Annotated in this window: 22 protein-coding genes; 9 read left to right on the top strand and 13 right to left on the bottom strand. The window is 67.9% G+C overall.

Going from position 1 to position 24,632, the window contains the following annotated elements:
* Positions 1 to 36: 36 nt before the first annotated feature.
* Positions 37 to 1,053 (bottom strand): NAD(P)-dependent oxidoreductase, encoded by a 1,017-nt coding sequence (locus tag ACOGXE_RS05240; RefSeq protein WP_419932896.1) that lies wholly within the window; start codon positions 1,051 to 1,053, stop codon positions 37 to 39.
* Between the two features lie 97 nt (positions 1,054 to 1,150).
* Here ACOGXE_RS05240 and ACOGXE_RS05235 point away from each other — a divergent pair, with 97 nt between their 5' ends.
* On the top strand, positions 1,151 to 2,443 hold the full coding sequence (locus tag ACOGXE_RS05235; protein WP_419932895.1) for a cytochrome P450: 1,293 nt from the start codon (positions 1,151 to 1,153) through the stop codon (positions 2,441 to 2,443).
* Positions 2,444 to 2,482: 39 nt separating this feature from the next.
* Here the strand turns inward: ACOGXE_RS05235 and ACOGXE_RS05230 are convergent, their stop codons facing one another.
* Positions 2,483 to 4,840, bottom strand: coding sequence for an ATP-binding protein (locus tag ACOGXE_RS05230; protein ID WP_419932894.1), 2,358 nt, complete (start codon positions 4,838 to 4,840; stop codon positions 2,483 to 2,485).
* Positions 4,841 to 5,166: 326 nt separating this feature from the next.
* Entirely contained in the window at positions 5,167 to 10,473 is a 5,307-nt protein-coding gene (locus ACOGXE_RS05225) for a SwmB domain-containing protein (RefSeq protein ID WP_419932893.1), read from the bottom strand.
* Positions 10,474 to 10,730: 257 nt separating this feature from the next.
* On the opposite strand from ACOGXE_RS05225, the gene ACOGXE_RS05220 reads away from it, so the two are divergent.
* The 3 genes from ACOGXE_RS05220 to ACOGXE_RS05210 all read left to right on the top strand — a co-directional run bounded on the left by ACOGXE_RS05220 (position 10,731) and on the right by ACOGXE_RS05210 (position 12,598).
* On the top strand, positions 10,731 to 11,279 hold the full coding sequence (locus ACOGXE_RS05220) for a hypothetical protein (protein ID WP_419932892.1): 549 nt from the start codon (positions 10,731 to 10,733) through the stop codon (positions 11,277 to 11,279).
* Positions 11,280 to 11,326: 47 nt separating this feature from the next.
* The gene (locus tag ACOGXE_RS05215; protein WP_419932891.1) at positions 11,327 to 11,641 is read left to right on the top strand and encodes a helix-turn-helix domain-containing protein; all 315 of its coding nucleotides are present in this window, start codon (positions 11,327 to 11,329) and stop codon (positions 11,639 to 11,641) included.
* Positions 11,642 to 11,755: 114 nt separating this feature from the next.
* Positions 11,756 to 12,598, top strand: a complete 843-nt coding sequence (locus tag ACOGXE_RS05210) for an SMP-30/gluconolactonase/LRE family protein (RefSeq protein ID WP_419932890.1) — start codon at positions 11,756 to 11,758, stop codon at positions 12,596 to 12,598.
* On the opposite strand, the gene ACOGXE_RS05205 is transcribed toward ACOGXE_RS05210, so the two are convergent.
* From ACOGXE_RS05205 to nthB, 7 genes are all read right to left on the bottom strand, one after another.
* Entirely contained in the window at positions 12,595 to 13,602 is a 1,008-nt protein-coding gene (locus tag ACOGXE_RS05205; RefSeq protein WP_419932889.1) for an acyl-CoA dehydrogenase family protein, read from the bottom strand. The genes ACOGXE_RS05210 and ACOGXE_RS05205 overlap by 4 nt on opposite strands.
* Positions 13,581 to 14,060: a MaoC family dehydratase gene (locus ACOGXE_RS05200; RefSeq protein WP_419932888.1), complete on the bottom strand. Its 480-nt coding sequence runs from the start codon at positions 14,058 to 14,060 to the stop codon at positions 13,581 to 13,583. Before ACOGXE_RS05200 ends, ACOGXE_RS05205 begins: the two co-directional genes overlap by 22 nt.
* Positions 14,060 to 15,145, bottom strand: a complete 1,086-nt coding sequence (locus ACOGXE_RS05195; RefSeq protein ID WP_419932887.1) for a hypothetical protein — start codon at positions 15,143 to 15,145, stop codon at positions 14,060 to 14,062. Before ACOGXE_RS05195 ends, ACOGXE_RS05200 begins: the two co-directional genes overlap by 1 nt.
* 7 nt (positions 15,146 to 15,152) lie before the next feature.
* Positions 15,153 to 15,692 (bottom strand): UGSC family (seleno)protein, encoded by a 540-nt coding sequence (locus tag ACOGXE_RS05190; RefSeq protein WP_419932886.1) that lies wholly within the window; start codon positions 15,690 to 15,692, stop codon positions 15,153 to 15,155.
* Between the two features lie 77 nt (positions 15,693 to 15,769).
* Positions 15,770 to 16,111: a nitrile hydratase accessory protein gene (locus tag ACOGXE_RS05185; RefSeq protein ID WP_419932885.1), complete on the bottom strand. Its 342-nt coding sequence runs from the start codon at positions 16,109 to 16,111 to the stop codon at positions 15,770 to 15,772.
* Positions 16,112 to 16,121: 10 nt separating this feature from the next.
* A complete protein-coding gene (nthA, locus tag ACOGXE_RS05180; RefSeq protein ID WP_419932884.1) occupies positions 16,122 to 16,748 on the bottom strand; it encodes a nitrile hydratase subunit alpha in 627 nt (208 codons plus the stop codon).
* 22 nt (positions 16,749 to 16,770) lie between these two features.
* A complete protein-coding gene (gene nthB / locus ACOGXE_RS05175; RefSeq protein WP_419932883.1) occupies positions 16,771 to 17,538 on the bottom strand; it encodes a nitrile hydratase subunit beta in 768 nt (255 codons plus the stop codon).
* A 164-nt stretch (positions 17,539 to 17,702) separates the two neighbouring features.
* On the opposite strand from nthB, the gene ACOGXE_RS05170 reads away from it, so the two are divergent.
* Both ACOGXE_RS05170 and ACOGXE_RS05165 read left to right on the top strand, forming a co-directional pair.
* Entirely contained in the window at positions 17,703 to 18,353 is a 651-nt protein-coding gene (locus tag ACOGXE_RS05170; RefSeq protein ID WP_419932882.1) for a 5' nucleotidase, NT5C type, read from the top strand.
* On the top strand, positions 18,350 to 19,180 hold the full coding sequence (locus ACOGXE_RS05165; RefSeq protein ID WP_419932881.1) for an NUDIX hydrolase: 831 nt from the start codon (positions 18,350 to 18,352) through the stop codon (positions 19,178 to 19,180). Before ACOGXE_RS05170 ends, ACOGXE_RS05165 begins: the two co-directional genes overlap by 4 nt.
* 8 nt (positions 19,181 to 19,188) lie before the next feature.
* Here the strand turns inward: ACOGXE_RS05165 and ACOGXE_RS05160 are convergent, their stop codons facing one another.
* From ACOGXE_RS05160 to ACOGXE_RS05150, 3 genes are read right to left on the bottom strand one after another with little or no spacing between them, the layout of a single operon-like run.
* Positions 19,189 to 19,812 carry a hypothetical protein gene (locus ACOGXE_RS05160; RefSeq protein WP_419932880.1) on the bottom strand — a complete coding sequence of 208 codons (624 nt, stop codon included), beginning with the start codon at positions 19,810 to 19,812 and terminating at the stop codon, positions 19,189 to 19,191.
* An 8-nt stretch (positions 19,813 to 19,820) separates the two neighbouring features.
* A complete protein-coding gene (locus ACOGXE_RS05155; RefSeq protein ID WP_419932879.1) occupies positions 19,821 to 20,972 on the bottom strand; it encodes a hypothetical protein in 1,152 nt (383 codons plus the stop codon).
* Positions 20,973 to 21,032: 60 nt separating this feature from the next.
* Positions 21,033 to 22,211, bottom strand: a complete 1,179-nt coding sequence (locus ACOGXE_RS05150) for a hypothetical protein (protein ID WP_419932878.1) — start codon at positions 22,209 to 22,211, stop codon at positions 21,033 to 21,035.
* A gap of 32 nt (positions 22,212 to 22,243) precedes the next feature.
* Between ACOGXE_RS05150 and cysS the strand changes: the two genes are divergently transcribed.
* The 3 genes from cysS to ACOGXE_RS05135 are packed head-to-tail and all read left to right on the top strand — an operon-like array spanning position 22,244 to position 24,608.
* Positions 22,244 to 23,446, top strand: coding sequence for a cysteine--tRNA ligase (cysS, locus tag ACOGXE_RS05145; protein ID WP_419933479.1), 1,203 nt, complete (start codon positions 22,244 to 22,246; stop codon positions 23,444 to 23,446).
* A 36-nt stretch (positions 23,447 to 23,482) separates the two neighbouring features.
* The gene (locus ACOGXE_RS05140) at positions 23,483 to 24,253 is read left to right on the top strand and encodes a ParA family protein (RefSeq protein WP_419932877.1); all 771 of its coding nucleotides are present in this window, start codon (positions 23,483 to 23,485) and stop codon (positions 24,251 to 24,253) included.
* Between the two features lie 46 nt (positions 24,254 to 24,299).
* Positions 24,300 to 24,608: a hypothetical protein gene (locus ACOGXE_RS05135; RefSeq protein WP_419932876.1), complete on the top strand. Its 309-nt coding sequence runs from the start codon at positions 24,300 to 24,302 to the stop codon at positions 24,606 to 24,608.
* Positions 24,609 to 24,632 lie beyond the last annotated feature (24 nt).

Raw genomic sequence — 24,632 nt, 5'->3', positions numbered from 1 at the left:
CGCAGCGGTGAGGCTCACGTCATGCGCCTGCGGCTATCAGGCGTTGCGGCCGGGCCATGCCTGCGGGTTGAGCATGTTGGGCGGCTGGGATCCGTCGAGTGCGGTCATGACCTTGGCAACGGCATGGGTGAAGATGCGACGGCGGCCCGCCACGGTGGCCGAGGCCACGTGCGGGGTGACCACCACGTCGGGGCGACCCAGCAACGGATGGCCTGGCGGCAGCGGTTCTGGTTCGGTCACGTCCAACCCAGCGCCGCGTACCTTGCCCGCGTTCAGAGCTGCCAGCAGGGCGTCCTGGTCGACGAGGCCGCCGCGCGACGTGTTCACGAGATAGACGCCGTCGCGCATCGCAGCCAGCAAGTCGCCGTCCACGAGATGGTGCGTAGCTTCGCTGAGCGGCGCATGCACCGACACGACATGCGCATCGGCAACCGCTTCGCCGGGCGTCGCCGCTCGCTGGGCGCCCAGCTCGGCAAAACGCTCGTCGGCTGCATACGGGTCATAGGCCACGATGTCCATGCCGACCGCCGACATCACCCGGGCCACATATCCGCCGATGCGTCCGAGACCCAGCAAGGCGAGCGTCGAGCCCGCCAGCTCGAGGTGTCCGTGGCGCGCCCAGTAGTCGCCTTCGGCGGCTTCGAGCCGGCGGGCCGATTCCTTCAATCCCTTGGTGACGGCGAAGATGAGGGCAACGGCCTGCTCGGCGGTCGAGGTCGTCGGTCCGTCGGGCGTGTTGCAGGCGGCGATGCCGAACTCGGTGGCGTCGTCAAGATCGAGGTTGTCGAAACCGATGCCTGCACGGGCAATGACCCGCAGCTTCGGCGCCTGCTCGTACACCGTGCGGTCGTAGCGGATGGCGGCACCCACGATGGCGCCTTCGGCCCGTTCGATGCCTTCCAGCGGATCGTCGCCGCGCACATCGGCGATCTGCGCCCGACCCTCCAGCAGTTCGCGCTGCAGCCGGCCGGCAGGCCGGTCGAACCAGACGACCGGCAGATCGGACGCTGCCTTGTCGGCCGGGGATCCCTCGTGAGTTGAACCGGTGCTCATGCCGTCAGTATTGCGCCGCAGCCCGGCGACGCCGTGGGGCACACCACTACCTTTGATGCGAGCTGTAGCGCTGGCTGGCGGGCGGAGGCACGGATTCATGCAGGTCGACGAGGCAGTGATTCACGACACGGAGCGCTATGCCACAGACGGCTACCCGTGGGCTGAGTGGGACCTGCTGCGCGAGGAAGCGCCCGTCTACTGGTATGTGCGCGACAACATCGTGCCGTTCTGGGCCGTCACCCGCTACGAGGACGTGAAGTGGATCTCAGGCCAGAACACGACCTTCATCAACGGCGGCGGCCGCCTGCGTCTGGCCGATGCCGACCGGGATGCTCGCTTCTGGACGAGGTACCGCCAGCGAGCCATCGAGATCGGCTGGGATCCCGACGAGCCGCCGGATTTCATCTTCAAGGACCGTCCCGACCACTGGGACCTGCGCCGGTTGGTGGTGCCGGAGTTCACCCCGAAAGCGATGCGCAGCAGGTCCGAATCGCTTGAGCGGCACGCCCAGCGCTTCGCCGACGAGTTCGTGGCCAAGGTCGCCGAGACCGGCACCGCCGATGTCGTCGAAGACCTGGCAGTGAAGCTGCCGCTGGCGGCGATCTGCGAGATGGTCGGCGTATCGGCCGATGACTGGGAACAGGTGCACGAGTGGACGTCGGCGCTGTTCGACGATCCCGATCTGGAGCGATTCTGTCGGCCTGGCGAGTCCCGCGACGAGATGCGGCGCCGCATGATCCGCGAGTTCGACGCGTGGATCGGCGAGCTGATCCGCCACCGTCGGCGTGAGGGGACCGACGGCCGCGACCTCGTCAGCATCCTGCTGCGGTCCGAGATCGAGTCGGGCCCGCTCACGCCCCAGCAGCTCGTGGGCTACCTGCGCCTGATGATCGCCGCGGGCAACGAGACCACCCGCAACGCGGCGAGCGGCGGGGTGATCGCCCTGCTGGAGCACCGTGACCAGCTCGACCTGCTGAATGAATGCATCGACGACCCTGAAGCCGTTGAAACTGCCGTCGAAGAGATCCTGCGCTGGACCTCGCCGGTGATCCAGTTCGCCCGCACGTGCACCAAAGACACCGAGCTGCGAGGCCACACCATCAAGGCAGGCGAGCACGTCGGCATCTGGTACCCCTCAGCCAACCGCGACGAGCGCCAATTCCCCGATCCGTATCGCTTCGACATCCAGCGCACTCCCAACGACCATCTTGCCTTCGGCCACGGTGCCCACTTCTGCCTGGGCGTACACCTGGCCCGATGGGAGCTGCGAGCCTTCTTCCGGGTGGTGGCGCCCCTGCTGGACCGCCTGCAGCTCGACGGTGAGCAATCGCGCATAGCGCATCTGCACGTCGGACCGATCAAGCACCAGATGGTGGCGGCTCGCGCCTAGCCAGCACCGGCGGCGTGGTGTCGGGGGGCGAGCTCCCGCCTAGGGGACAGCGGCGCGGTAGCCGACGCTCGGCACCGTGAGGATGTAGGTGGGCCTGCGAGCGTCGTCGCCCAGCTTGGCCCGCAGGTCCTTGACGAAAGTGCGCACACGCTGGGCGTCGCCGCTGGCGCCGTCTCCCCAGACTGCCTCCAGCAGCTGCTCGTAGCTGAGGTCGCGGCCGGCGTTGGTGCACAGCTCTGAGAGCAGCTTGTACTCGGTGGGGGTGAGGCTCACCACCCGGCCTGCGACGGTGACCGTGTGCGTCATGTAGTCGACCGTCAGGTCGGCCAGCCGGTAGGGCTCGGTGTGCTGGGACTGCGCGCGCCTGCGAAGCGCCGCCGCGATGCGCGCCAGCAGCTCGGTGGGCGAGAACGGCTTGACGATGTAGTCGGCCGCTCCCAGCTCGAAGGCCTTGGCGACGAGCTGGTCGTCGCCCCGTCCTGACACGATGATGACCGGCACCTCGAGCACCTTGGGGCTGCGCCTGATGAGCTCGAAGGCGTCGGTGCCCGGCAGTACTAGGTCCAGCACTGCCAGATGTGGCATCTCGGTCGCCAGGAGGTGTTCGAGCTCGCTCGGGTCGCTGGTGACGATGGGCGTGTAGCCGGCCCGTGAGAGCGTGTTGCGGAGATAGCGCAGCGCTCGAGGGTCGTCCTCGACGACGAGGATGCGTTCCACCTTCGCGGGGGCGCGGGCCACCGTGCCGGCGCCGGGTTCCGCTGGGGCGATCACCGCAGCCGGCTCGTCCAGGGCGGGAATGGTGAAGGTGAACTGGGCGCCTTGGTTCTGCCCGGCGCTGTGTGCCCAGATGCGGCCGCCGTGGGCTTCCACGATGCCCTTGCAGATCGCGAGGCCTAGGCCGTAGCCGGTGCCCGTGGGCTGGGGGTGCTCGCGGTGGGTTCGCGAGAATTTGGTGAACAGCAGCGGCAGGCGCTCTGGTGGGATGCCGGCGCCCTCGTCGGTGACCGAGACCGCCACGTGGGTGTCGTCCAGCGACGCTTCCACGGTGATGGTGGACCATTCGTGGGAGTTGGCAGCGGCGTTGGAGAACAGATTGTGGAGCACCTGCGCGATCCGCTGGCGGTCCGCCCACACCCGCGGCAGGTTGGGCATCGAGTCGATCTTGATCTGATGCTGGTGGCCGGCGCCGAGGAACGAGTTCTTGGCGTTGTCGATGATCGACACCAGGTCCGCCGGCTCGGTCGTCACCGACAGCGTGCCCGCCTCGATGCGGGTCATATCCAGCAGATCGTTGATGAGGTCCCGCATGTGGTCGGCGCGTTCTTCGACGATGTGGAAGAACTGGCGCACCTCAGCAGGATCCGGGGTCGTCAGCGAGCCGAGCACCGTGGCCGCAGAGCCCTTGATCGCGGTCAGCGGCGCCCGAAGCTCATGGCTCACCACCGCCAGGAACTCAGCCCGCAGCCGCTCCAGATCCTCCAGCGGCGATATGTCCTGAATGGTCGCGATGATCGTCATCAGCCGACCGTCTTCAGAGCGAAGCGACGAGGCGTTGATCAGCGTCGCCACCTCGCTGCCGTCAGGACGCACGATCACCAGTTCTTCGGCCTGCACCATCTCGTCGGCGTGCAGTGCCCGCTCGAACGGCAGATCTTCGATGGCAGTTTGGGACCCGTCCATCCGCTTGTATCTCAGCGGTTCGAGGCTCGCGACCGGGAAGCCCCCTTTCTCGGGCCCGATCCCGATCAGGCGGCGCGCCTCCCGGTTCGCCATGACGACCTCCTCAGAGGCAGCGTCCACCACCAGCACCCCCACCGGGGAGGTGCTGACCAGCGCCTGCAGATCGGCCTTGGCGCGCTGCTCGTCGCCGTAGCGGCGGGCGTTGGTGAGCGCCATCGCCGCTTGGCTGGCGAACATCTCCACGGTCTCCTCGTCCTCATGGGTGAACGCCGAGCCGTCGTGCTTCTCGCCGACGAAGATCGCGCCCACTTGACGATCCCGCACCCTGATCTGGGCCCCGAGGAACGAACCGATCTGGGGCTCGAGCCCATCGAACCCCACCGACTCCAAGTGAGCAACAAAATCGCTGGTCCGCAGTGGCTCATCCATGCCGCTGAGATAGCGGAACAGCTCCATGCCCCTGCCGTAACCCACCACGACCTGCTCATCCTCGGGCGACAGGCCCGAGAACAGCACGTCCTGCAGCTCTCCTGCACCGTCGAGCGTGGTGATTGCGCCGTAACGAGCATCGGTGAGGATCCGCGCGCCGTCCACCACCTCCTGCAGCACCACGTCAAGGTCCAAGTCTTCGCTGATGCGCAGAATCGCCTCAGTCAGCCCCGACAGGCGGGAGCGAAGCATCTCGTTCTCTGCACTCAAGCGGTCGATCTCAGCCAACTCAGCACCCTTCCCCACCCGATAACGGTGCGTATATGCACACATCAAGCGGACGCGTCCTTGTGCGCCACAACATACCGCCCGGATGTCGCACGGCCCGAACTCAACGCGGACAGAATCCGAGGGTCCGACTCGGCGGTGCGGGCAGTTGCCGGACCTTCGTCAAGGTGGACGGCATCAACGACGAGCTGATCGTGCCCGAGGATGTGATCGGGGTCGGGATGTCTCGCTCAGGCTGGGTCGGGTGCTCGGCGTTGGCCCCAGTGCGTCGTCGGCCGCACGAGCGCAGGCTTGTCGCATGCCCAGCTTCGAGTAGTCAGGTGGGGCTATTCGCGCCGGGTGGTGGTGAGGGTGGCGGCGAAGTCGGCGACTGGGGTGTCGTCGGTGTCTTGGAGGGCGTTGGCGGTTGCGGCGGAGTAATAGCTGACGGTGGCGTCGTTGCCTGCTGCGATGGCGGTGCCAAGGGTGATCGTGAGCGTGTTGCCGTCCACGGTCACTGCGCTGGGGGACTGGCTGTTGACTGCGTTGCCGTGGCTGTCGCGGGCGCCGTCCACGAGGAATGCCCAGCGCAGCGATCTCGCCGCCGACTCGCTGAGGGCAGCGAGATCGCGGTTGAAAGTGAGCGTGAGCTCGTTGCCGCTGACCGCCGCGCAGATGGGTGTCATGGCGCCGGCGGGGTCTGGGGAACAGGCGGGTTCTTCGGGCTCAGCCGGCGTCTCGGGTTCTGTGAGCTTCTTGAGTGACGCGGGCTCGTTCGGCGCCGGGGTGTTGTTGGTCACCGCCTGGTCGGCGAAGGCTGCCGCCATCGGGCTGTCGCCAGGCGTGTAGCTGACCGTGACGGTCTGGCTTGCCGCCGCGGGCGACGCCAAGGTCAGCACGATCGTGGTGCCCTCGGCGGACACTGCATCGGTGTCGGCGAGGCTCACCGCGCTGCCGTCTGCTTTGACCTCGAACTCGGCCGCCGTCGGCGGGTCGTAGCTCGGGGGCAGCTCCCCATCGGCGACGAGCGTGATCGTGAGCGTGACGCCGTCCACTGTGGCACTCGACAGCGTGGGACAGGCGTACACGGTGGGATCGGTGCGGAACGTCGCAGTCGCCGACGCGCTGGCGCCGTCGGGATCGGTGGCGGTCAACGTGATCACCGTGGTGTGCTTGCCACCGGCGGGCGTGCCCAAGGCAGCCAGTGCACAGGCGGTCTTGGCCCGGAACCAGATGCGTCCATAGCCGTCGATGTAGCCGTAGCCGCCGGGGCCGTACACGTCATCACGGCTCGCCGACAGCGTGAACGTCAGCTCGTCGCCGTCGGGGTCGCTGAAGTCGTCCTTGGACACCGACAGGGTCACCCAGGTCTCCGGCAGCGCGTTGTCATGGATGCCCGAGGTGCCGGCGAAGATCGGGGCCCGGTTGCCGCTCGCATCGGGCGGCGACTGGCGCCAATCGACCTTGTGGCCGGCGTCGTGGTTGAGACCGGTGTGGGACAAGTCGGCATCGGCCTGCGATGCCGTCGAGGTGATCGTGCCGCCGGCCAGGGCGAGCGTGTCGGCCAGCACGGCGATGCCCTGGGAGGAGAAGTTCGGCCAGATCACTTCGTGGGTGAAGGTCAACTCGGTAGTGCCGCTGCCGCCGGCATACACAGCGTCCTTGCGGCCCCAATGGGCCGGGTCCATGTCGATGCCCAAAGTCGGCGTGCCGGTCACGCTCACGGCGTCGCTGAAAGTCACCTTGAGCGTGATGGTCTCGCCCATGGCGTAGGTGTCGTCGTCGCCGGCGTCGGAGATCACCTCGACGCCGGTCACCTTCGGCACCGCGCCGGGTACCACGGTCTGTGCCGAGAACGGCGCGATCTGGTTGCCGTCGGCATCCCACAACCCGGCGTTGGAGCGAGGTTGGCGGTAGTTCACCGTCACCTGCTCACCGGCGTCGAGACGCCGGCTCAAGGCCATTTGCAACTGCCTGCCGTCGGGCGAGAACTCGATGCTTTCGACGTCGACAGGCGCCGCTGGGGCACCCCCGGGCGTCCGCGACCTCACGCTGAAGCCATCCGGGCTCGGCGCGCGCCGGCGGTTCATCGACCGATCGAAACCCAGGTTCACTCTGTCGGCTCCGCTATTCCCACGGGGGCCGCTCATCGGTGTTGCCGAGACGCTTGTGCGACCGCACCGGTGGACCCACTTGTTCGTGACCGCCTGCGGCGAGAACGAATCTGCTTCGGTACCCCACACGTTGCGCAATGCGTTCTCGCTGGGCTTCGTGTAGCTCACGGTGTAACCGAACCCGCAGGCGTGGAACCCAGGAGTGACTCTCAGCTCCACTTTCGACCCGCGCACCGTGACATGGCGGATGCTCATGCTGAGGCGGTTGCCGTTCCTCGGATCCGTGCCCCCGATCGTGAATGCGTCCACCCCGGGAACCTTCGTCGGATCGAGCGCTTGGTCGAACGTGAGCCTCAGCACAAGCTGATCCGCCACTGGGGGCGACGTCGCCGCGAGCGATGGCTTACCCGGGTCGGTCGACCCGGCGTTGGTCACCGTCCGGGCGCTGGTGTCGGTAGGGGCGCTGTTGCCCGCAAGGTCCCTGATCGGGCTCGTCGCGGGCTGGGTGTAGGCAACGGTGACCGTGTCGCTGTCGGCCGGAGCGGATCCCAGCGTGAGGGTGACCGCGTCGTCGCTCATCGTGACGTCGCTCACCGTCGCGGCACTGCCGGCCACGGTCACGCTGAAGGCGCTCGCCGCCGGCTCCGAGCCGGTGTCCAGCTTCTCGCTGAAGTACAGACTGAGGGATGTCCCGGCGATCACGCTGTCGACCACTGTTGGCGCAGTCCGGTCGAGCACCCTGACCAGCGATCCCCAGATGTCCTTCACCGTCGGCCCCGAGGATGCCGCCCGCAGTGGGCCGGCGTCCGCGCCCTGCCGGTACCAGACGGTGGCGGACTCCCCTTGCGCCACAGCAGAGGCCAGCGTGACCGTCACTGTCTTCGCGTTGACGGTGGCGGTGCCCGTGCCCGAGATGGAGCGGCCCGGGCCGTAGAAGTCGACCGGGTCAACCGACACGCGGAAGCGGCTCCCCGATGGAGCCGATGTGCTGTCCAGGTCGGAGTCGAAGGTCAGCGTGAGCTCCGTCCCTGCTACCTGCCCCGACACGAACAGCGGTTCCGCCGTGCCGGGTGTGGAGTTCGTCACCGCATAGCCGGACACGCTCGGCACCCTGTGGCCGTCGGCATCGAACAGGCCCGCGCCAAAGTACTTTGCGACCCCTGAGCGGTAGGCCAGCATGACCTGCTGTCCCGGGATGACGGTCATGCCGTGGTCCGCCCCGAAAGTCAGCGTCACCGTGTTGCCGCTGACTGCTGCCGACTCGGGCGAGGCGTTGCGCAGGGGTACACCTCCTCCGTCGTCGGAGTGCCAGTACACGCCGGTGGCGGCGAATGCCCAGGCGAGATCTCCCAGCGCGCCCCCGCTCTCGATGGTCAGGTTTCTGTTGAAGGTGACCGTCATCGTGTTCCCGTTCATCGCGGCGGCCGTGGGCGCGGTGTTGAGCTCATTGACCACTGGCTGATCTGCCAAGTCCCGCGCCAAGTACTCGACCGCCGGTTCGTAGCTCACGGTGACGATTTGATTGCGAGTCACGGCTGTGGCCAAGGTGAGCGTGATCGATGCCCCGCTCACTGCAACGGGTACGACCGGCGGGCTGGCCATGGGGTCCGCCTGCGCCAGCGTCGCCGCGGTCCCGTCCACATCCACCTCGAATTGGTCCCCATCCAAGCCGTTGAGCCATGTGCCGGCGCCAGTAGCCGTGGGGAATGCCGCGTCGTAGGTCAGCGTCAGCGTTGCCCCGTTCACCGTGGCGCTCACGAACTCACGACAGGTCCAACTGGTGAGCAACGTCGCCGTCGCCGAAACGCTGGCGCCGTCAGGATCGGTGGCCGTGATGGTCAAGACGTTCTCGAACTGGTTGGCGGCATTGAGCGTCAGCGCAGGCACCAAATCTTCGAGCACGCATGCGTCCTCGGTCTGGGCTCGAAATGTGTCCTTCTTGCCGTCCGCGTCATCAGCCACGTAGCTCAGGGACTTCAGTGCATCCGGGCGGGTCACGCTGGTCGTGAAGCGCAGGTTGTCGCCGTTGGCATCGCTGAAGAAGGTCAGGACGTCATCTATTTGCACTTGGGTGTTCGAGGACGCGTTCTGGCTTCCCATGTCGTTGCCAGTGGTGCCGGTGTCCCCGTCGTCGAAGGTCGGGGTGCTGTTCCCTGCCGACGTCCGGCTGCCGTCCACCTTGTGGTCGGACGCGGCGGTCAGCCCCGAGTGGGTCACCCCCGCATTGGTTTTCTCGGCATCGGTGCCTGCGGCGCCCTTCAGCTTCGCGCCGCTGTGGGTGAATACCACCCTGTCCTTGTTGCCGCCCGAGGTGGGCGGCACCACGGCCACGCCGTCGGTGTCTGTGTCGCCGTTCTGTACTGCGTAGCTGAACCACAGCGTCGTCGCGGTGCCGCTCGTCGCGCCGTCAGTCACGAGTTTCGCTGTCTTGTTGCCGCTGCCCACCTGAATGCGGAACCGCAGTTCAGCGTTGTCGGCGCTCAGGTCCCACGACACGGGGCCGTTCCAGGTCACCGCCACCACAATCGACTGACCTGCCCCGTAGACAAAGTTGCCGACACCATCTGAGGTCCGTGGTCCCGACACGATCTCCATGCTCGAGATCACCGGCGCTGTCTTGTTGGTCACCGGCTGGTCGGTGAACGTCTCCACGTCGACGCCGGCTGTGTTCTTCAACGGCATGGCCGATGCGCCCGTCGGCTTCGTGTAGCGCACATGCACCGTCTGCCCGACCGTCACTGCCGAGGCCAGCGTCAACGTCACCTTCTTGTTGGCGATCGCCACGCCGCCAGAGGCCACATTGCGGCGGTTGCCGGCCACCGTCACGTGGAAGTCACCTGGCGCTGGCACCGATGAAGTCTTGAGATTCTCGCTGAACTCCATGGTCAGCTTGGTGCCGTTCAACTCGGCTGCGACGAGCGTCGGCGTGATGAGTGTGCCCTTGATCGCGATCCCAGCTGACGCTGTCTCGCTGCGCCAGTTGCCCGACTCGGAGGTGCGGACCAACCGGGTGTCGCCGATGGTCCAGCCGGACTCGCCCGTCTCATTGTTGGAGCTCGTGGTGGGTATGTTCCGCCGGTCGCCGCTGACGCCCTCGTGGATCATCACCCAGTAGGTCGTGCCGCCAGCAAGCGTGGTGCCGGCTGGCGCGATGAAGGTATTGATCCCAGCAGAAATGCTGGACGGGTTTGCGAACGTGGCCACGAGATCACCCGGGCAGTTGTTGATGCCAGTCGGGCAGCCGCTGGTCGTGTTCCCGCGCAGCTTGACCGACGCCGAACCGCTGTGGCCGCTGAGCTTGAGCTGGATTGCCGAGACCGTGGCGCCCTGCGTGCCCGTTGTGAAGCTCTGCGCGGTGAAAGGGCTGCCAGCCGATGGGCTGCTCTCACCCGTATTCGAGACCAGTGTCGTCTCAGTGGGTTGCGCTTGCGCCGGTGCGGTGGCGACCAGCGGCAGCAGCGCCGCTGCCAGCAGTGCGGCCGCGAACGCCGCTCTCGTCCTGCGATATCGCTTGATGCCGACTCGCGTCGACCAGTTCATCGAAGCTGGCTGCCGAAGTGGGGGGGGGGGGGGGTCACAGACACGTCGGCCACCTCTCTGGATCCACATCACTGAGGCCGCCCGCGTCCATGCAGGTGGCCTCACTCACGAGACTGCTGGGGCCAGAGTGTACCAGATGATTCGCGCTCGTCAAATGATCAAACACACATCCACAGCCACCTAAGTGTGTTGTTGCATATACCTGCCGCGAGCGGCCGACCTGGGTGATCCCTTGCGCTCACGCCGACGGTGACCTCGTGGCCGGGCGTGAGGGCGGTATCGAGCGTCAGGGTCATGGTGCCGCCGCCTCATGCTTGAAAATCCCCCCGACCGGGCCATACGCCATCGGTAGTTTCCGCGCGGTGGACGGCATGTGGACCGTGGAGGTATTCGAGGCCGACAATGGAACCGTTCCTTTTGAGCGCTTCGCCGCCTCGTTGTCGGACTTCAAGTTCGCGGCGCTCGACATGGCGATCGAGCATGTCCTCGCGGATCGCGGCCTCGATCTAGCCGGCACGCAGTGGCTCAGGCCCGTCGGTCAGGGTCTTCACGAGTTCCGAATCCGGCACGAGGCGGATGAGATCGCCCGGATGTTCGGTGCAGCGTCCCCTGGGTCGGGAGCCAAGCGGGAAGCTGTGCTCCTGCGCGTCTTCGTGCACTTCCATGGGAACAGGATCATCCTGCTGCTGGGCGGCTTCGACAAGGGCCGAGACCCCAAGCGCCAGCAGCGCGAGATTGCACGCGCGCAAAGGCTGCTGGCGCAGTTCAAGCAGCGCCAGCGCCGCCAGAAGCGGCGTCGAGGTTGACGTGATATGGTGAGTTTCCTATATTCGAGGCGGCAAGGAACCCTTCGATGGCACGTGCATATGACGAAGCTGTTGCATCCCGCCGGGCCGAACTCGGTTCAGATGCAGCAGCGCAAGCCGACGTCTTCGCTGGCGCGTACAAGATTGCGGTGCAGGTCATGGATCTGCGCGCCAAGCACGGCCTGACCCAGGCACAGTTGGCTCAGCGCTGTGACATGAGCCAAGCGGACATCAGCCGCATCGAGCGCGGCTCTACCAGCCCCACGACGCGCACCTTGCAGCGGATCGCAGACGCGCTCGCAGCCGAAGTGCGTCTCGTCGATCGCACGGAACTGGATCGGGTGGTCGAGACCGCACAGTGAACCGGCATGCGCCAGAGCACTGCCGCTCCCCAGTCCACCGCTGGAGCGGCCGTTCTCGTACCGGGAAGCGAACCCATCGCAGCAACTGGGAACGCACTACTAGCGTCGGCGGCTATGACGACGACTGATGTGGTGGTGACGGGGCTGAGGTTCGGGGAGGGGCCGCGCTGGCGCGACGGCAAGCTGTGGTACTCCGACTTCTACCGCCACGGCATCTTCACGGTGACTCCCGATGGCCATGAAGAACTCGTGCACGCCGTGCCGACGCAGCCGTCCGGGCTGGGTTGGCTGCCCGACGGGGACCTGCTGTTCGTCTCGATGCTGGACCGCCAACTTCGCCGGCTGGACGCGGAGGGCAACGAGTCGCTGCATGCCGACCTGTCCGGCATTGCGGGCGGGCCCTGCAACGACATGGTGGTGGCCGCCGACGGCACGGCCTATGTCGGCAACTTCGGGTTCGACGACAGCGTGGGGGAGACGTTCGCCCAGGCGACGCTCGCCATCGTGAGCCCTGACGGCATCGCACGGCCGGGTCCCGACGGCTTCGATTTTCCCAACGGCACGGTCATCGATCCGAGCGGGCGCCACATGGTCATCGCGGAGAGCTACGGCCGCCGGATGACGGCGTTCGACATCGAGCCCGACGGTTCGCTGAGCGGTCGGCGGATCTTCGCAGAACTGGGTGAGCGGGTGCCCGATGGCATCTGCTTGGACGAAGCCGGCGGCATCTGGGTGGCAGACCCGCTGAATGCGAGCTGCTTCCGGGTGGTCGACGGCGGCGAGGTGACCGACGTGATCGAGCTGGAGCTGAACTGCTTCGCCTGCATGCTCGGCGACGACGACCGCCGGACGCTGTACATGGTCACCGCGCCCACGTCCCGGCCTCCAGCAGACTCGCCTGCGCTCGGCCGGATCGAGACAGTCCGGGTGGACGTCCCAGGTGCAGGCTTGCCCTAGAGCCGGCCCTCGGTGGCGCCGAGGCGGCGGAGGTGGCCTGACCGGATGTCGGCGGTCTGGCCCTGCACCAGCAGGAAGAGCGCTTCGCGGGCGAGACGCTGCGCGTGATGGCCGAGCGTGATCGCCCGGCCGCCTACTGATGACACCAGCGCACTGGTGGCTCGTATGCCGACGTAGCCGACCTGCGCCCGGCGATCGGGCATCTCGTCCACCTCGGCGGCATGCAGCGCAGTGCGTGCCGCGTCCAGCTCGGCGTCGAGTGGGGACGGGCCGAGCAGCTTGAGCGCCCGCCCGGCCACGCCGAGCATCAGCGCCCCGTTGGTGCGCAACCCGGTCCGGTAGAACGACAGCCAGTCCTGGTAGTCGATGACCTCCACCACATCGCCGTCGCCGACAGCGTGGCCGTCGAAGTGCAGCTCGACGGTGACCGACGAGTCCACCGCGGCGAGGCGCAGCCGCCGTGAGGTCAGCGTCGGGGCTTCGTCCGCGGGCAGCAGCATCCAGACCAGGCGGTCCGCCTCATGGGCGGCCACCAGCACGGCGTCGATGTGGCCCCAACCGGTCACGAACGGCGCCACGCCGCGCAGCACCCAGCCCTCGCCCGAGCGTTCGGCGAACAGGCACGGCTCGGGCCGCAGGATGTGCGCGAAAGCCACCCCGCCGCGGGCCTGGCCGGTGGCAAGCGCTCGGGCCCAGCGCTCATACAGCGGCGATCCGGACGGCATCCGCGCTGCGTTGGCAGAGCCGCCGCCGTGCTGCGCCCACACGAATGCAGTGGTCAGACAACCGCCAGCCAGCGCTTCGAGAATCGCGAGCCGCTCGAGCTCGTCGAACCCGCAGCCGCCGATCTCTCGGGGTGTCCACAGGCCATAGAAGCCTGCATCACGGAAGAGGTCCAGGTTGTCGGTCGGCACCTCGCCGGACTCGTCCACGTCGAGGGCGCGCTCGAACAGCACGCCGTCGGCGAGCTGCTGCGCAGTGCTCAGGAATTCGGCGTGCACCACATCAGCGCGTTGCGGCGCATGATGGCGACGAGCGCGTCGTCTTGGTTGTAGGCGCGGTGCTCGAACAGGACGATGCCCTGGTCGGGCTTGCTCTTCGAGGCGCGAGCCGATACCACCTCGCTCTCGACCCGCAGCGTGTCGCCGTGGAAGACGGGCGCAGGAAAGTCCATGCGCTCGAACCCCAGGTTGGCCACTGTCGTGCCGTGGGTGGTCTCATGCACCGAGATCCCCACAACCACCGCAGCGGTGAACATCGAGTTCACCAGCGGCTTGCCGAACTGTGTCTCGGTGCGGGCGTATTCGAAGTCGAGGTGCAGCGCCGCCGGGTTCATGGTCATGGTGGTGAACATGACGTTGTCGGCTTCGGTGATCGTGCGCCGCAGCCGGTGATGGATCACCAGGCCAGGTGTCAGCTCTTCGAACCACAGCCCGCCGTGCGGTCGGGGCGCGTCGCTCATCAGGAAGCTCCTTCCTCGGCCCATGGCACCTCGCACGCTTGGTCGAGGTCGATCTCGGCGTGGACGACTGGGTTCTGGTGGGGGCCGGCGCACCACGACGGCATCACCATCGTGTACAGACCCGAGCCGCCCGCCTGGAAGACGACGATCCTGCTGGGGTCCTTCAAGATCGGGATCAGTTCATCCGGCGGGCCGTCCCGGTCGAGATAGAAGGCCGACCCGACATGGGCGAGCGTGGCTGCCGTGTTGGTTGCACGGGCAGCCAGTTCGGCCTGGATGTCCTCGCGGGTCAAACCCGCGCGGGCCAGCACCGTCGTGTGGTCGGGGTTCATGATCACGGTGACCGCGCCGTGGCGCAGATGGGCGTTGTTGCTGCCCGGGTTGGCCATCACGGCGGCAATCACGTTCAGCAGGCGGCTGGCAGATTCGGGATCGTCGGCATCGCCGGTGAAGATCGTCGAGTGCGGCGCCTCGGCCCCGACGACCACCACGGCGCTGTCGTCTTCGGCGTACCCGTACGTCGTGTGCAGCGGCGGGAACGGGCCGTTCTCGGTGTCCTCGGCCAGGCAGTAGGTGAACTTGCCGGGATGGCCGTGCAGTGCCATGTCCGACACGCCGGGGCGAGCGCCGCCGATGTTCATCATCGCCAGCCGCAGCGCCCGGCCGATCGACGCGTTGGCCCGGTGGCCGGGCCCCAGTGCCCCGAAACCTGATGCCACCTCGCCGCACTGGTGCCGGGCGGGCCCGCACACCACGATGAGCGGCGCGGTGCAGTGGGTCGTGCTCTGCATCTCGGTGAGGTCGAACTCGGGCTTGCACACCGCCCGGACAGCGGCGACTACAACGGGGATGTGATCCGGCAGGCAACCGGCCATCACGGCAGCCGCAGCTACTTTCTCTACGCTCGCTACGCCGTGCGCGGGTCCCATCACGCCCAACTCGAGATCGGGGTCGAGGCCGGTGGCCAGCGCCATCATGGCCACACGCTCAGGAGTGGGGATGACGACTGGCAAGCCGTCGGTGAGCCCGAGCGCGTGCAGTTGCTCGAGCGCGTCGGCCTCGCTGCGGGCCTCCAGCAGGTTCACGGCTGGTCTAGTTCGATGTCGCGCCGGTCAGGATCGAGATGATCTGCGGCGCGATGTCGGCGGCCACCTTGGCCATGGCGTCCTCGCCGCTGCCCGCCACCGGGTGGGGCAGGCGGATGCGGGGGACCGACGGCATGCCGGTGGCGGCGGCCACGAAGTCGCCCTGTGGCCAGAACGCATCGGTGACGAGTGCGATGGATGGGATGCCCGCTCGGGAGGTGGTGATGCTGTCACGCACGGTGCCAGATGTGCAGCTGCCTCAATGGCCGTATGCGGCCACCACTGCGCCGCACTCGGCACTGATGTCGTCGAGCATCGATTCGCTCACCACCGACGACGCGTCGCCCTTGTCGTAGCGGTTGAACGAGGCGGACGGCAGCCGCTCGGCCAGCGCCTTCTCGACGTGGTCGAGGAAGCGGACGCTGTCGGGGAAGCCATTGGCGACCAGGCCGATCGTGATCGGCTTGTCAAGCTGCGTGCTGAGCGCGTAGGGCTCGGGCGCGGTCTTGGCCTCACCTCGCGGGTCGTGGAAGGTGACGGTGCTCATAGGCACAGTCTGACACCCGCGCAGATTGGGCGCGTGCTGGCAGGGGCCAACGTGCGCGGACCGTTTCGGCAGCCGGCTCAGTGGTCGTGGCCGGCCGGTCGGGAGGCGTAGGCGGCAGCGCGATCAGCGACCGCATCACGGCTCAGCAGTTCACGCTCGGCCACTGTGTGCTCGAGTGCGCTCAGCCAGCACTGGTAGTAGTCCCACGGCTCGGCCGTTTCGCCGCCGCCCGATGCCGTCTCCCAACGTGAAATGGCCTCGGTGAGATGGACGCGGAACTCATCCCACGTGAAGCAGCCGCCGTCGACCAGGTCGGCTGCCAGTCCGAATGCCCGGGCTTGCCACGGTTCGGAGAACACCAGCTCGCCGTTGTCGCGTGGCGGCGCTGTGAGGGTGCCTTCCAGCAGGTCGATGCTCATGGGAGCCGCCCTAGGCGCTGCCGGGATCGGCCGCCCGTGCCACGCCGATCATGGAATCCCTGGTCACCAGTTCTGCCAAGCGCTCGACGGACCACCCATCGGTGCCCGTGGGGCGCTCGGGCAGGACCAGGAAGCGCGTCTCCGAACTGGAATCCCAGACTCGCAGCTCGATGTCAGGTTCGAGCTGCAAGCCCATCTCGGACAGCACCGCTCGTGGCTCACGCACCATGCGTGCCCGGTACGCGGGGCTCTTGTACCAATTCGGCGGCAAGCCGAGCAGGGCCCACGGGTAGCACGAGCACAGCGTGCAGACCACCACGTTGTGCACCCCGGGCTCGTTGGCCTTGATCTCGATGTGCTCGATCTCGGCGCCGCGCACACCCAGCTCGGCCACGACGGCGTCGGCATCGTCGAGCAGGCGTGTTCGCAGGCCGGCGTCGGCCCAGGCTCGGGCCACCAACTCGGCACCGATCATCGGGCCGACGTCGTGCTCGAAGCGCTCGATGGTCGCGTCGATCCGCTCACGGTCGGCGATGCCTCGTTCCACCAACAGGTCTTCCAGCGCCTCGACGCGGATCTGCGGCGATGACGCGTCGTAGTGATCGTGAGCGTGCCCGGATCCATGTTCGTCGTGCATCGGTTCCTCCGTTGCCGGCAGCTCAGTCTTGTGTCGGTCTCAAGTAGCACTCGTAGAGGTCGACGTGAATGGTGGTGTTCGGCTCGGCCTCATCGCCCCACAGCGCCTGGGCGTCGTAGCCCACGCAATAGACGTGCTGGGGCCGCTCACCCCTGTTGTGCGCTGTGCTGTCGGGCAGCACCTCCGCGGGGTGGAGCTTCACGACGATGCCTGGCTTGTTCTCTGCGTAACCCGGCAGCCGTGTGTGGCCCGGTTGCGCAGGCGCTGCAGCGACGACGCGATCGCCCACGTTGAATCGAGGCGGATCAGCGAGTTCGCGCCGAACCGTCCGGCGTTGCGGCGTCGGAGTCGGTCGGTCGGGCGGCAGCAGTGCCGGATTGCGGTCGGCGACAGGGGCGACCCGCCGTGCCGGCGTCGCCTGAGAGGTCGCGGTAGGGATCAGGTCTCTGCGTCCGGCCTCCAGCAAAGCCACATCCCTCAGCTCGGCCATCCGGAGGGCCAGATCGCTGCGACTGACTACGCCGTACTCGTCAAGCAGTACCTCGAAACCGGCCAGCCAGCGCCCGAAGTAGCCGTTCTTGAAATAGTCGTCGGGATGCAGGCGCTCCAGGGCGTACCGGAATTCGCCGGGTCGGCGAGCGGTCGTGGAGGTGACCGCACCCAGCAGACCGAACACGCGCTTCTCCCAGTCGGCGTGGAACGGCGGCTCCGCCGGATGGTGCGGCACCGGCCCGTAGCCGGTCACGCCTCCAAGGTCGTGAACGCTGCGCTCTCCGGCATCGGTCGGCATCCGCCACAGCTTCGCACCCCGGCGGCGGGTGACGCCGCCAAGTGTGCTCAGTGGCGTGCAGCGCCGCGGAATGCGCGAGTGGCGGAAATGGCGGCGGCTGGGCCGGTGCAGGAACCACGGCAATGCACCCGAGCGAACACAGGCCGCGTTGTTAGGTTGCAGAGATGCCCGCGTTCGTATTGGCAGTGGATCTCGACGGTGTGTGCGGGAAGCACACCGAGGCATTCCGCCGTGTCGTGGCCTCCGAGCGCGGGGTTCCCGAAGAATCTCTGCCGCTCGTGCGCGGCTGGAACTTCACCGAATGGGATCTCACCGACGGCGAATTCGAGAAGCTGCACCGCATCGCAGTGGTCGACTACCGCATGTTCCGCGACATGGAACCGATGGAAGGCTGCTCAGAGGCGCTGTGGCGGCTCTCCGACGCCGGTGTGTGGATCCGCATCCTGACGCACCGCCTGTACGTGAGCTGGGGACACCGGGTCACGGTGAGCGACACGGTCGAGTGGCTCGACCGGCAGCGCATCCCGTACCGCGACATCTGCTTCGTGGCCGACAAGGCGATGGTGAACGCTGACGCGTACATAGAAGACGCACCGCACCACATCACCGACATTCGTGCTGCTGGTGGACACGCCATCGCCTTCGACCAGCCCTACAACGCCGATGTCGACGGGCCGCGCGCCCACGACTGGGCCGAAGCCGAGGAGATGGTGGTGCAGTTGCTGGCGGAGCACAGCGGCTACGTCTCGCGCCCGCTGCCCGGCATGGACGCCGGCTCGGACCGGCTGGAGCGGCGCACCCAGGACACTGCGTGAACGATCCAGCCCAGGCGTCGCCCCCGCCCCGGCCGATCGACGCGGCGACGGTCGTCGTGCTGCGCGATGCCGAGCCGGCGGCGGCGCCCGGCCACGGATTCGATCTCGCTGCCAGTGATGCTGGAGCGCACATCGAGGTGCTCATGCTGCGGCGCAACTCGCGCGGGTTCTTCGGCGGCATGTGGGTGTTTCCCGGCGGCCGGGTGGATCCGCCCGATCGGGAGGTGCCCGGCGACGTGGTCGACCCGTGTGACCCTCGTACCGCCGGCGGATCTGATGGCATGTTCGTAGCTGACCTACGCGGCTACCGCACCGCCGCTGTCCGCGAGGCCAAAGAGGAAGCCGGCATCGACCTGTCAGGCGCCGAGCTCATCCACTTTGCCCACTGGCTGCCGCCGCCGATTCGCCCGAAGCGGTTCTCGACGCATTTCTTTGTTTGCGAGGCGCCGGCCGATCTGGAGGAGGTGCGGGTCGACGGCAACGAGATCTTGGACCACGCCTGGGTGTCTCCGGCATCGGCACTGGAGCGGCGAGCAGCCGGCGAGATCGAATTCGTCACGCCCACGTTTGTGACGCTCACCTGGCTGTCAGGCTTCAACCGAGCAGCGGATGTGCTGGCCTCGGTGAACGGCCACACGTGCTTCCACACCGAGATCATCCCGTCGCCGGAATCCGACCCCGGCCACATCGCCGTGTACGTGGGCGACGCAGCTTTCCCCGACGGCGACTTGGATGCACCCGGGCCACGCCGTCGCTGTGTCATGGTTCGCTCCGGCTGGCGCTGGGAAGAACACGACGGCACCGCCGAGCGCGCTGAGCCGAGCTAGAGACGGAGTCAGTCGAACGGGATCAGGCGCTGGGCCCGCTCGATGAGGCGCGCGATCTGAAGCATTTGGGCAGGGCCGTCCGGACCGCCTCCAGGACGCGCAGCCCGGAAGTCGTCGGGTGCCTGCGACGGATCGGCACCGAGGGAGATCATGGTCAAGATGCCGACGACTGCAGTGCGCGCCATGCCTGCACCGCAATGCACGAGCACGTTGGTGCCCTTGTAGAGCGAGTCGTTGACGTAGGCGACGGCACCCATCAGCGCACCGTCGAAGATGATGCCGCCGTCGGGTATCGGGAGCCACATGGCGCGCGCGTCCAGATCGCTGTTGAAGCGCACGTCGTCGAGATTGAAGTCGCCGAATTCTTCGGCGTGCTCCGCGAGGAACTCGTCCACGTCTCTCTGATCGAGCTGCGAAGCAAACCACGGCGGCATGTGGGTCACCAGCCACGGCACATAGTCGGGATAGCGCAGCCTGATCTCCTCGGGCGTGAGCAGGCACAGCAGCGACGTCGCACCGATACGGTCGAGGGCGGCCTGGGGATCGGGCCCGACGGCCGAGAAGTTCGTCACGAACAGGCGGCCCCGGGCCGGCGGTGAGGGCAGCGGGATCTCGTCGATGCGGTGCTGCATGGCGTGGGCTATGAGTCGGTCTTGCGAAAGCGGGCGAAGCGTCGCTTCGGCTCCTCGGGCGGCTCGGGCAGGGGCGGCCAGGATTCGGACAGCTCCTGCTGCCCCGAGCGACGCACTTCGTCGAGCTCGTCGGAGCTGTAGGGCTCCGGCCGCGGATCGAGCGCCCGGTAGCGGGCTTCGGCGCTGGCGAAGCTTTCGTCGGTGATCAGGTCGTCGATCAGGGTGCAGGGCTCCCAGCTGGCGCGCGTCCCGAGATACACGTAGCCGTCGGCCACGTCGCGCAGCCGCAGCGAGGCGTCGACGCCAGTGTGAGAGCCGTGTACCTGCGTCATCGCGACGCTGCCGAGCGTCGAGGCCGCCAGGTCCAAACCGAAGCTGATGTCGGTGTTGCCCCGTCCCTCCGGCGAGCGCGAGATCAGCTCCTCGACGCGTTCGGTGGCGGCCGGGTCGGCCACTGCACCGTGGAACACGACTCGCCGGCAGCCGTCGCGCATCCAGCGCCAGAGGAGGTTGCCCGCCGAAGTCGTCGGCAGTCCGTCGACCCACTCCACCAGGTCGGTGGTGGTGGCGACGACGTTCATGTACACGAGCGCCCGTTCTCCCCGGCGCAGCACCTCGGTGGTGAGCACGCTGGCTGCGTGGAACGCGGACATGTCCCGGTAGTGCCCTCCGAGCGCCCAGTTCCGCAGCTCCAGCTCAGCGGCCGAGCGGCCGTCCAGCAGGTCGGGATCTTCGACGTAGGAGGGCAGGCCCAACGCGATCATGCGGATCGGCCGGCGATCGGCATCTCGACGACGTTCTGCGGCGTTGTGTGTCCAGACCGCGTGCAGCACGTCGGCGTACTCCTGGTAGCCGAAGCCGACCCCGAGCAGATCGACGAAGAGATCCGCGCACGCGCGGCCGTCCCAATCAGCCGCGTTCACCAAGGCGTCGAGATCAGCCTGGCGACGTGAGTTGGTGAACTCCCAGGCAAGATTCTCCACGCCGTTGTCGGCCAGCTCAGCGAGCGTGCTCGCCAGGAACTGCAGATGCTGCCGCACCCCGACCTGGTCGCCAAGCAGGACGATCTGATGGCGACCGCACAGGTCACCGAGATAGCCGGCAGGCGACTGGAGCGCGGAGGGGGACCGCTCGTCGTCGGTGGAGGTTTCGGGCGGCACCGCCCATGAGTCTGCCCGCTGGCGACCCGGAATCTGACAGCGCGCCGACGACGAGCCGGGCTACAGCACCTGTGTCCAGGCCAGCTCTGCCGCTGCGGCCGACTCCGATACCGCCGCTGCGAAGTCGCCGGGGGTGGATTTCTCGTCGCGCAGCGCCGGATCGAGGGCGTAGCGCCGAGCGTGCTCCACATACACCTCCGGCACGGGCTCGGGCAGCGGGGTCGGCGCCCGGCGCTCATAGTCCGGCTCGAGGTAGATCCAGCCGGTGGCGAGGCTGCCGAGCGGCTCACGATCAAGGCTCGTCGTGCAGCCGAGCCGGGCTGCGGGACCCTGATCGACGTCGAAGGCAAGCGGGACGGCCAAGTCGTCGTGCATGGCGAACGCCGCGTCGAGCGTGCCGTCGGCCACCAGCGCGTAGTCGCACAGCTCGCCGTCGGCGGGCAGCGGCTCATGGATCAGCACGGTGACGGCGCGGTCGGCGACCACTTCGTACACACGGTTGGCTGCGCCGACTACATGGCCGCCGACGATCTCGGCATCGATGGCGTCCCACACCCGGTGCGGCAGCCGCCGCGCCCGGGTCAGCGCGTGAGCCGTGCGTGCGAGCACGAGGGCCCGATGCCCCGGCTCGACAACCTCGGCGAGCAGCACATCGCACATGTGCGCCGAGACCGGGCCGCGGCTGCGCAGGTGCGGCCAGGCGTACGACGTGCGCAGGTCCGCCGTATCGGTGACGGCATCGAGATCCAGGTCGTAGTCGAGCGCCAGGACACGCATAGGCGGCCCGCTGCCGGCGAAGCGACGGTTCACCTCCCACACAGCGCTCAGCACGTTCAGGTATTCCCGGTAGGCGAAGTTGTGACGGATGCCCCAGCGGAGCAGCGCGTCTCGTGCGAGCTGCTCGTCAAAGGCGGTGCCGGTGACCACCGCGTCGAGCCGCGCTTGGTCGTCGACGCACGCGTACTCCATAGCCACGATGCCCACCCCGGATCGGTACGCCGCAGCGACGAGATCCTGCAGGAACAGCCCGGCGCGGCGTGTCGGGGTGTGGTGCCCGACGAAGACGACCTGGTGGCGCTCGAAGAGCCCGCACACGTAGGTGAGCGGGTCTGTGCCGTGGATTCTCAGCCAATCGGCGAGCTCGTCGATGAGCGCGGGCTGCAACGGCGGCAGCTCTCGGCGGTGCCGGTACAAGGCAATCCGCTCGAGCAGCGCTCGATCGTTTCTACGCTTGTCCACCCGCTCCGACAGTACCGTGTCGGGCCGTGGGAATGCGCATCTACGACACGGCGCAGCGCTCCGTCGTCGAGCTGGAGCTGGGCGATCACGTCGGCATGTACGTGTGCGGCATCACGCCCTATGACGCCACCCACCTGGGCCACGCCGCTACCTACATGGCGTACGACCTGCTGATCCGCCGGCTCGAAGACATGGGCCACACGGTCACGCTGGTGCGCAACTACACCGACGTGGACGACAGCATCCTGCCCAAGGCAGCCGAGCTGGGCGAGCACTACCTGTCGCTGGCCGAACGGGAGATCGAGCGCTTCGAAGCCGACATGGAGGCCCTGGGGGCACGGCCTGCGGCGCACGAGCCGCGGGCCACCCGATCCATCGACGCCATGATCACGATGATCACGAAGTTGATTGACGCCGGGCATGCCTATGCCTCGGCCGATCGGGTGTTCTTCGATGTCGCCACCTTCCCTGATTTCGGGAAGCTGTCCGGGTACAGCGCCGACCGCATGACCGAGCTGGCCGCCGAGCGGGGCGGCACTCCTGACGACCCTCGCCAGCGCAATCCGCTCGACTTCGTGCTGTGGCAGGCCAGCGCGGACGGCGAGCCCTCATGGCCGTCGCCGTTCGGCCCGGGGCGTCCGGGCTGGCACATCGAGTGCTCGGCGATGGGCTACGCCGCACTCGGCGAGACCATCGACATCCATGGAGGCGGAGGCGACCTGGTCTTCCCGCATCACGAGTGCGAGATTGCCCAGAGCGAGTCGGTGCACCGTGTCCCGCTGGCCCGCTATTGGGTGCACGCGGGCCTCGTGTCCTACCAGGGGCACAAGATGTCCAAGTCGCTCGGCAACCTGGTGTTCATCTCGGATCTGCGTGCCCGCGTCGACCCCAGGGCCATCCGGCTGGCGCTGATGGCGCACCACTACCGCACTGAATGGGAGTGGTTCGATTCGGAGGGTCTCACGGCCCAGCGCGACCTGGACACGCTGGTGGGCGCCGCCTCCGGCGCCTCGCCTGCCGCCGGATCGGGCGCCGGGTCACCGGGCCTGCTCGCCGAGGTGCAGGCTGTGCTGGATGACGACCTCAATGCGCCGATGGCGCGCACAGCGCTGCTCGACGCCGCAGCGGCCGTCGAGCGCGGGGCCGGCGGTGCCACGCTGCGGGGCGAGCTGGCCGCAGCGGCGGCGCTGTGCGGCATCGACCTGTCCCTGCCGCCTGCAACCGCAGCGCCGTGATGCGGCGCTGGCCCATGCCCGGCTGAGGCACCCGCGATGACGACGCTGGCTGTGGTCAACCAGAAGGGCGGCGTGGGCAAGACCACCGTCGCACTCGGCATCGCCGAGGCGGCGTGCGCGTGGGGGCTGAGCGTTTTGGTCGTCGACTTGGACCCGCAGTCGAATGCGTCGGCCGGCCTGGGCGTGTGGAGCGGTTCGCCGAGCGTCGACGATTCGCTCGCCGATCCGACCCCGGGTGCAGCGCTCGCTGCGATCACCGACGCTCGCTGGCCGCTCGACGGGCCGTGCCCGCAGCTTGTGCCCGGCAGCTACGCGTTGGCGAGCCGGGAACCGCAGATGGCCGCCGACCTGGTGGGTGCACAGGATCGGCTGCGCATCGCGCTCGCCGGCGTGAACCACGATCTAGTGCTCATCGACTGCCCGCCGTCGTTGGGCCTGCTGTGCATCAACGGGCTGTTCGCCGCAGACCGTGCGCTGGTGGTGACCGAGCCGGCCGCCTGGGCGGCCGACGGCGTCGATCTCATGCGGTCCACGATCAGCCGAGTCGCGCAACGTCAGGGCACGCCCACGGTTGCCGGTGTCGTGCTGAACCGGGTGGGACGCACCCGCGACAACGCATATTGGGCCCAGCAGCTCGCGGAGCGCTTCGGGGCCGAGCTGCTGCCGCCCATCCCGCAGCGGGCCGCCATCGCCGAAGCCTCCGGGCAGTCGCTGCCGCTGCGGGCGCTCGGACGCCGGCCTGGCGCGCCCGAAGCCGTGCAGGCTTTCGACGAGCTCTGGGCCGACCTGCAGAGCCGGATGGCCTGACGGGTCGGCGGTACGCTCGGATTGCTCGCCGCTGCAGGGTTTGACCATGGCCAACTACGACCCCAATCGACCACGGCCGAGCGTCGACGGGACGGCCGCGCTCCCGGGCGACCTGCCTGCGGAGCAGGACGCCGAGACACCCGCCGCTGCGACTGCGGCCCCGACCGGCGCAGGTGCTCCGGTCGCCGACACCGATGCCGATCCGGCCCCCGCGCCTGCATCGCATCTGCTGCCGCGACAGGCCGAGCCGGTCGATCGCCGGGTGCTTGCCGCGTTCGGCGGGGCGGTGGCAGTCGGCTGGCTGCTCGCCGCTGTCGTGGCGTGGTGGCTGTGGCGGCGCTGGCGCCGTCGCTGAGAAACCATCCACGACCCCGATGAT

Origin of the sequence: Candidatus Poriferisodalis sp., from assembly GCF_965208555.1 — a bacterium.
Taxonomy (GTDB): Bacteria; Actinomycetota; Acidimicrobiia; order Acidimicrobiales; family Poriferisodalaceae; genus Poriferisodalis.
Note: the sequence above shows the minus strand (reverse complement) of the source record. Positions and strands in the feature narration are given on the sequence as shown.

What these genes read in the sequence shown, in the direction of transcription:
- ACOGXE_RS05210 (WP_419932890.1), top strand. Translation starts at nt 11,756, where the DNA reads ATGACGACGACTGATGTGGTGGTGACGGGGCTGAGGTTCGGGGAGGGG.
- ACOGXE_RS05215 (WP_419932891.1), top strand. Translation starts at nt 11,327, where the DNA reads ATGGCACGTGCATATGACGAAGCTGTTGCATCCCGCCGGGCCGAACTC.
- ACOGXE_RS05225 (WP_419932893.1), bottom strand. Translation starts at nt 10,473, where the DNA reads ATGAACTGGTCGACGCGAGTCGGCATCAAGCGATATCGCAGGACGAGA.
- ACOGXE_RS05170 (WP_419932882.1), top strand. Translation starts at nt 17,703, where the DNA reads ATGCCCGCGTTCGTATTGGCAGTGGATCTCGACGGTGTGTGCGGGAAG.
- nthB (WP_419932883.1), bottom strand. Translation starts at nt 17,538, where the DNA reads ATGCCGACCGATGCCGGAGAGCGCAGCGTTCACGACCTTGGAGGCGTG.
- ACOGXE_RS05240 (WP_419932896.1), bottom strand. Translation starts at nt 1,053, where the DNA reads ATGAGCACCGGTTCAACTCACGAGGGATCCCCGGCCGACAAGGCAGCG.
- ACOGXE_RS05135 (WP_419932876.1), top strand. Translation starts at nt 24,300, where the DNA reads ATGGCCAACTACGACCCCAATCGACCACGGCCGAGCGTCGACGGGACG.
- ACOGXE_RS05185 (WP_419932885.1), bottom strand. Translation starts at nt 16,111, where the DNA reads ATGAGCATCGACCTGCTGGAAGGCACCCTCACAGCGCCGCCACGCGAC.
- cysS (WP_419933479.1), top strand. Translation starts at nt 22,244, where the DNA reads ATGCGCATCTACGACACGGCGCAGCGCTCCGTCGTCGAGCTGGAGCTG.
- ACOGXE_RS05200 (WP_419932888.1), bottom strand. Translation starts at nt 14,060, where the DNA reads ATGAGCGACGCGCCCCGACCGCACGGCGGGCTGTGGTTCGAAGAGCTG.
- nthA (WP_419932884.1), bottom strand. Translation starts at nt 16,748, where the DNA reads ATGCACGACGAACATGGATCCGGGCACGCTCACGATCACTACGACGCG.
- ACOGXE_RS05235 (WP_419932895.1), top strand. Translation starts at nt 1,151, where the DNA reads ATGCAGGTCGACGAGGCAGTGATTCACGACACGGAGCGCTATGCCACA.
- ACOGXE_RS05160 (WP_419932880.1), bottom strand. Translation starts at nt 19,812, where the DNA reads ATGCAGCACCGCATCGACGAGATCCCGCTGCCCTCACCGCCGGCCCGG.
- ACOGXE_RS05140 (WP_419932877.1), top strand. Translation starts at nt 23,483, where the DNA reads ATGACGACGCTGGCTGTGGTCAACCAGAAGGGCGGCGTGGGCAAGACC.